General features: G+C 60.4%; 6 protein-coding genes. 3 read left to right on the top strand and 3 right to left on the bottom strand.

The features are described from left to right. Nucleotides 1–25: 25 nt before the first annotated feature. Both BWR60_RS35315 and BWR60_RS35310 read right to left on the bottom strand, forming a co-directional pair. A complete protein-coding gene (locus BWR60_RS35315) occupies nt 26–682 on the bottom strand; it encodes a TerC family protein (RefSeq protein ID WP_088157923.1) in 657 nt (218 codons plus the stop codon). 85 nt (nt 683–767) lie between these two features. Further along, entirely contained in the window at nt 768–1,667 is a 900-nt protein-coding gene (locus BWR60_RS35310; protein WP_088157921.1) for an HNH endonuclease, read from the bottom strand. A gap of 244 nt (nt 1,668–1,911) precedes the next feature. On the opposite strand from BWR60_RS35310, the gene BWR60_RS35305 reads away from it, so the two are divergent. From BWR60_RS35305 to BWR60_RS35295, 3 genes are all read left to right on the top strand, one after another. Beyond that, a complete protein-coding gene (locus BWR60_RS35305; protein ID WP_088157919.1) occupies nt 1,912–3,027 on the top strand; it encodes a protein kinase domain-containing protein in 1,116 nt (371 codons plus the stop codon). Between the two features lie 77 nt (nt 3,028–3,104). Then, entirely contained in the window at nt 3,105–4,640 is a 1,536-nt protein-coding gene (locus tag BWR60_RS36735; RefSeq protein WP_144445874.1) for a tetratricopeptide repeat protein, read from the top strand. A 232-nt stretch (nt 4,641–4,872) separates the two neighbouring features. Further along, nucleotides 4,873–5,553: a hypothetical protein gene (locus BWR60_RS35295; protein WP_088157915.1), complete on the top strand. Its 681-nt coding sequence runs from the start codon at nt 4,873–4,875 to the stop codon at nt 5,551–5,553. A 217-nt stretch (nt 5,554–5,770) separates the two neighbouring features. Here BWR60_RS35295 and BWR60_RS35290 read toward each other — a convergent pair whose 3' ends face one another. Then, nucleotides 5,771–6,346 carry a cupin domain-containing protein gene (locus BWR60_RS35290; RefSeq protein ID WP_088157925.1) on the bottom strand — a complete coding sequence of 192 codons (576 nt, stop codon included), beginning with the start codon at nt 6,344–6,346 and terminating at the stop codon, nt 5,771–5,773. Between the last annotated feature and the right edge of the window lie 59 nt (nt 6,347–6,405).

Raw genomic sequence — 6,405 nt, 5'->3', positions numbered from 1 at the left:
GAGGGTGAGGGGGCGGGCTCCGGCCTCAGTCCGCCAGGGCGGGTTTGGCAGCCGACCAGATCTCGTGCGCGCCGTCCCACATCATGACGACGGCGACATAGAGGATGATGAGCAGGCCGACATAGGCGATCCAGCGGTGGCGGTGCAGCAGCCGGGCGACGAAGTTGGCGGCCAGGCCCATCAGCGCGACGGAGAGGGCGAGGCCGACGACCAGCACCTCGATGTGGTCGCGCGCGGTGCCGGCCACGGCCAGCACGTTGTCGAGCGACATCGACACGTCGGCGACCACGATCTGGGTGACGGCCTGGCGGAAGGTCTTGGCCGGGCCGGTCTTGCCGTTGTTGCCGCCGGCCTCGCCGTCGGCGGCCTCCAGCGCCGCGGCCTCGGCGGCGTGGTCGGCGCGGATCTCGCGCCACAGCTTCCAGCACACCCACAGCAGCAGGATGCCGCCGGCGAACAGCAGGCCGACGATCTGCAGCAGCTGGGTGGTGAACAGGGCGAAGACGATGCGCAGCACGGTGGCGGCGCCGATGCCCCACAGGATGGCGCGGCGCCGCTCATCGGCCGCGAGGCCGGCCGCGGCCATGCCGACGACGATGGCGTTGTCGCCGGCCAGCGCCACGTCGATGATCACGACCTGGACCAGGGCGGTGAGCTCGGCGAGCGAGAACCAGTCGGGCATGGCGGGGTCCGATGCAGAAGGCCGGAGCGGCCGGGGGGCGAGGCTGGTTTATCGCAGGATGGAGGGGGAGGGAACCCGCCTCGCGTCACTGCTTGAAACAGTGCTCACGATGCCATTGCAGGAAGTGCGGGTGCGGCCGCTCCAACGCTCGCTGAGGCACAAGCGCCCGGCCGCTCCTGTTGACCAAGGCCCGGATGCTGTCCTGGTCATTGGCCTGCCGCGAGACCAGGATCTCCATGTCGTCCGCCAGGCTGATCAGCCCGCGGTCGAACATCCAACGCGCCGTGCCGGACAAGGCGAGCCCATTGCTGACGATGTCCGGCCCTCTCTGCTCGACTGGCCGGATATGCGCGGCGTCGACCTCCGCCCGCCCGCCACCATTGATCAGGCGGAGCCCGGTGATCGCACAGCGCTGATCATAGGCCCGCAGGACGATCTGGCGGAAAACGCGGTCGCGGACGATCCGCGACGTGATGGCGCTTAGTCTCTCACGGCTCTGCTCGAACTCTGTCGGGGCTTGCTCTTCCTGAAGGCCGACAAGCGGTGCAGGCTCGCCGAGGCGCGGCAATATCGGTTCGGTTGGATCGAGGCCCAGTGAGATGATGCGGTTGAAGTCGGCCGGCGAGAGTGGGCGGACAGCCGATTGGGCACGGCCCGAGATCTGCCCTTCTTCGTTTAGAAGGCCTCGCTCCACCAAACCGCTGGGGTTGCTGAACGGAATAGGGTTGGCAAAGTCGAGATAGCTCCCAGGCTCGATCAGGGCGATGTACATGCCGGGAGTGCCGGGATCCGGAATAACCTGCTGGACCTTCGCAACGGCGAAGTAGCCGCGGGTTGCGACGACCTTCCGCGGTTCATAGTAGATGATCCAGCTGCCGACACAGGCTCGGACCCGACCGAGATACTGGCTGGGAAACTGGTATCGCTCAGCGGGGCTGTCGTCGTAAATCGAATCTGAGCGATGGATGAAGACCCCGAATCCCATGAGCCTCGTATAGCGCGCTCTCTATTCCACGAACATGCTTCTTTCCTGAGCTTTCCCGTCACGCTGTGACCGAGAGAGCTTAGGTGGGCGAATGCGGCATGAGTCACCCATTCGCGCATAGCGCGCAGTGATGGAGATGCGGATCCTAATAGGCTCTTGATCGTGGGCCTGAAATAGGCAAGCATAATAAAATTTTTCGAAACTTTGCTATATTAACGGGAATAACGCGCCTAAGAGGGCCAGCATGAGTGAAGCTGATTTCGAGGTGCCTGCGGCGTATCGTTTGCTCGGGGTAACAATTCCCGACAACTGGGTGGTGCGAGAGCCACTGGGATGGAGAATTGATACGCAATCCGGATTGCCATTGCGGGCCGATATCTATGGTACTGGAGGAAACTTCTCTGTTGGCTATATAGTTGAAAAGGAGGGAAGGCGCGCGTTTCTGAAAGCCTTAAACCTCGCAAGCGCAATGCACTCCGCAGATGTTCTTGGTGCCTTAAAATCGATGACTGAGGCTGCTATCTTTGAGGCTAGCATTCATGCTGTTTGCTCCCAGCATAAGATGGATCGCGTCGTTTTGGCGGTGGCGTCGGGCCAAATCAAGATTGGTGTAAACCTTCAGGATACAGTCCCATACTTGATACTTGAATTAGCTGATGGCGACGTCAGGAGGCGTTTGCGCATAGTGGATAATAGTTTTCGGCTGGCTTGGGGGTTGCGGGCTCTACATCATGCAGCCACCGGCCTTGCTCAGATTCACAAGCGAGGCATCGCGCATCAGGATCTAAAGCCGTCTAACCTTCTCAATTTTGGTGACCAGAAAGCGTTTAAAATAGGCGATTTTGGTCGGGCCGTGCGGCAAGGAGCGCAACCTCCTCATGAGGATTTCCTTGTTGCTGGAGATCCGACATATGCTCCTCCTGAGCTTCTATATGGACAGGTCGATCCGGATTGGAATTCTCGGAGAATGGGTTGTGATATATATTTACTTGGCAGCATGCTTTGCTTTTTTGTTCTTGGGGAGGGAACGACCCCGCTGTTAATGGGCCGTCTCGCTCCTGCTCATCGCCCACAGATCTGGAACGGTAGGTGGATCGGCTCATACTCCGACGTCCTGCCTAATATCCGGAATGCATTTACAAACGTTATCGATGATTTTTCAAGCGAAGTTGAAGAAAGATTAAAAGGTGAACTGACTTCTGTCTTGATTCAGCTATGCGAGCCGGATCCACTTTTTCGAGGGCATCCGCTAGCTAGGGCTCAAGCATTTGCAAACCGACACGATCTCTCCAGATTTATCTCTATTTTTGATCGTCTCGCGCGAAAATCCGAAATCATAGCAAGGGGCAGTGTAGCGTGATTCGGGCAGAGAACAGTCGCCGAAGAGACATTGTTCCACGATGGCGGACTATTGAAGAGACTGCCGCTGCGGGAGAGATGTCTTCGCTGGAGCGATCACCCTTTCAAAATCTGGTTCGGGACAGGGAACGTCGTGCTGGATTGGAGCAGTTGGACATCAAGCGGCAACAATGGTTTCTTGTCAACGATACGGCGTCGGCAGAGGAACTAGTTGCGGCAGCAATCTCTCTCAATCGAAGCCCTGATGAGCCCTTATTGGATGCAGCCGCACATATTTTAAATGACCCTCTATCGAGATTCGGCCCTCGGATTTTGGCTAGAAGTATTCTTGGATTTTCCAATGAAGAGATGCGTGTTGGATTGCCAAATGAGTTTGAATTGCATGAGCTAATAAGGAATAGTAAAAAAGGATTGTTCAGATCGCCGAGAGATTCATTGCTTATTACCGAGACGGCATTGTTTCAAACGATGCTAGGGCATGGCAGAAAGGCTAAATCGCTCATGCGGCAGGCTGTGGCCATCACGCCACACAACCGCTATGTACTGCGATCGGCAATTCGACTTTTGGTACATATTGGTGAGTTTGAGGAGGCGCTATCGTTGGCGCGGAACTCGCCAGCCGCTATTGATGACCCATGGATCCTGGCGGCAGGACTTGGCGCTGCTTCTGCTGCGGGTCGGTCACCTATCCAATTCCGTCGAGCGCTCCAACTTTTGGATGATCAACGGTTTAGGTCCTTCGACCTCTCGGAGTTAGCGTCCGCGGTAGGTACGGTTCACCTTTCGGCGGGTGATCACAAGCAGGCGCGGCGGCGCTTTCGCCAGAGCTTAGTCGAGCCTACTGAAAATGCCATCGCTCAAGCCGAATGGGCTGGTAGGCAGGATAGATTGGTCTTTCAGAATATTGATCCGGAGGTATTTCGGACCTCGTTTGAGGCGAAGGCTTGGTCGGCGTACGCACAAGGCGATTGGAGGGCGAGCTTATCAGCAACAGAAGGATGGATTAAGATCGAGCCATTTAACCCGGGACCCTTTGTTCATGGAAGTTTTGTTGCAATAGTGTTAACGGATCACTTGGATCTCGCCATTGATATCGCAAATCGGGGGCTGCTTTCCAATCCAGATGATCCTGGAATACTCAATAATCTAGCAGTTGGACTCGCTTATCGCGGCATGGTTGATCAAGCTCTCAGTTGTCTAAATGTCGCGCGCCGCCATCCTCAGTCTGTCGAGAATTCGATAATCTGGGACGCCACCGAGGGTTTGATCGCCTTTCGGCGCGGTGACGTGAATAGAGGTATAGAGTCGTATAAGCGGGCTATGGACGCTGCTGTGCAGAATCGCCTCCCAGAGGTATGGCTTAGGGCGGCGGCGCATCTGTCAAAGGAGATCATGCGAATAAGCCGACCTATGACCATGGCCCTAATCGCTAATGTCGAGGCGGTGGTTGAGAGGATGCGCAAGCTGGGTCGGGCTGTCCCTCCCGATGTCATGCAGTTGATTGATAGGGTAAGGCTTTCAGAACCAGAAATGGAGTTGGATGACAGCGCGTTGCTCGGCGGTGTGTTGGCAATCTCAGATCCAGAGTATGGATCTAAGTCCGCTGAAGAATAATTGAGGTTTGGAGAAATTCTATAATTTTATTATAGATGAATTATATTTCGATTCTGCAGAAACCTGAATAGCTTGCGCAGAGAATTATGTGCTTGAATTGCGATGATTATTTTGTCAGTTAAAGCATGCCGCGAGCATTCGTCTAAATGTCTGTGATCCCCTAGATGCGGCGATTCCTAGAAAACATATTGTTCATTGCGCTCACCCTAGATTCTCGTTCATGATACGTTCTATGAATGAGGCGCCATCCGAGTCCCGCGAGCTTCGGCCGGCCGATCCCGACCTGCATTGGACGGGGTGGGCGCTGGACACGCTGCGCGAGATGGTCTCGATCGACATGCGCACCAAGCGCATGACCGCGACCCAGCAGCTGCAGACCTCGGCGGGGCCGGACGCGCCCGATTTCGACCTGAAGCAGTCGCGGCTCTCCCGCTCCGTGCGGTTGTCGCTCGCCATGAGCGAGCGGATCCGCGCCGACTATCTGCTGCGCAAGGACGAGCGCGTGGAGTCGGGCGAGCAGGCGCGCCGCCGCAAGCTGCGCGAGCAGGTGGCCGAGGCCGCCGTCAAGGCGGTGGCGGCGCCCGACAAGGACTGGGACGCCGACTATGTGCGCTCGGCGGTGCGGGAGAGGCTGAACGAGGACGATGTCCTCGACGCGCAGCTCGACCTGCTGTCGCCCGAGGAGTTCCTGCGCGAGGTCTGCCGCAAGATCGGCCGGCCGCCGCCCTCGATCCCGCTGCCGCCGGGCCTTGAGGATCTCGATGGCCCGGACGAGGGCGCCAACGACAATTCCGGACTGGGCGCCGGGGGCGCCGCCGCGCGCGCCGGGGGCGGGGAAGGCTGGGCTGAGCCGACGGAGGAGTCTGCGGAGGGCTGTCCGCCGCCCCGGCAGCCGACGCCGGACAGCAGCTGACCGTCGCCGCGGTCGCGACGTGCCCTTCCTTCAAGATGAATCGATGTGGTTCGCCTCTCCCGTCCGCGGGAGGGGCCGGTGGCGCTTGCGCCTCCGGGTGAGGGGAGGGCGGCGGGGCCCGTGCCGGCCCTCACCCGCCAGCGCTGCGCGCTGTCGACCTCTCCCGCCCGGCGGGAGAGGCACAAGGAGGGCCGCTTCCGGGTGTCGAGCCCGGCTCTCAGAAGGAGGGCGGGGTGCAGGCCGAGACGATCTCCGCCGGCTCCTCGCCGACCACGCGGAAGCGGTGCGGCAGGCGGCTCTGGAAGTAATAGGCGTCGCCGGGGCCGAGGATGCGGCGGCGCGGGCCGACCGTCAGCTCCACCCGGCCGCGGATCACCACGCCGCCCTCCTCGCCGGCATGGCTCAGCGCCGTCGGGCCGGTGTCGGCGCCCGGCGCCAGCCGCTCATGCAGGATCTGCAGCGCCCGGCCCGACAGGTCGCAGCCCACCTGGCGGTAGGAGATCAGGCCGCCGGTGCTGCCGCCCCCGTGGCCGGCGAGCTTCCCGGCGATCTCGGTCAGCTCGGCCGCCGGGAAGAACACCGGGTCCTCCGGCCCCTCGGGCAGGGCGAAGAACGCGGCCAGGCTCAGCGGCAGCCCGTCCAACACCCGCTTCAAGGAGCCGATCGAGGGGCTGGCGCGGTTCTGCTCGATCAGCGAGACGGTGGCGTTGGAGACGCCGGCGCGGCGTGCCAGCTCGCGCTGGCTCAGGCCATGCTCCTCGCGCAGCCGCCGCAGCCGGCCGCCGATGTCGATGCCGGGGGCGTCCTCTGCGGGGGCGGAGGGGGACGGCGCCGGTTCCGGCGGAGGGAACC

The sequence above is a fragment of the Inquilinus limosus genome (assembly GCF_002195995.1).
In the GTDB taxonomy this organism is placed as follows: domain Bacteria; phylum Pseudomonadota; class Alphaproteobacteria; order DSM-16000; family Inquilinaceae; genus Inquilinus; species Inquilinus limosus_C.
The sequence above is the reverse complement of the archived record's forward strand: the minus strand, read 5'-3'. Positions and strand labels throughout refer to the sequence as shown.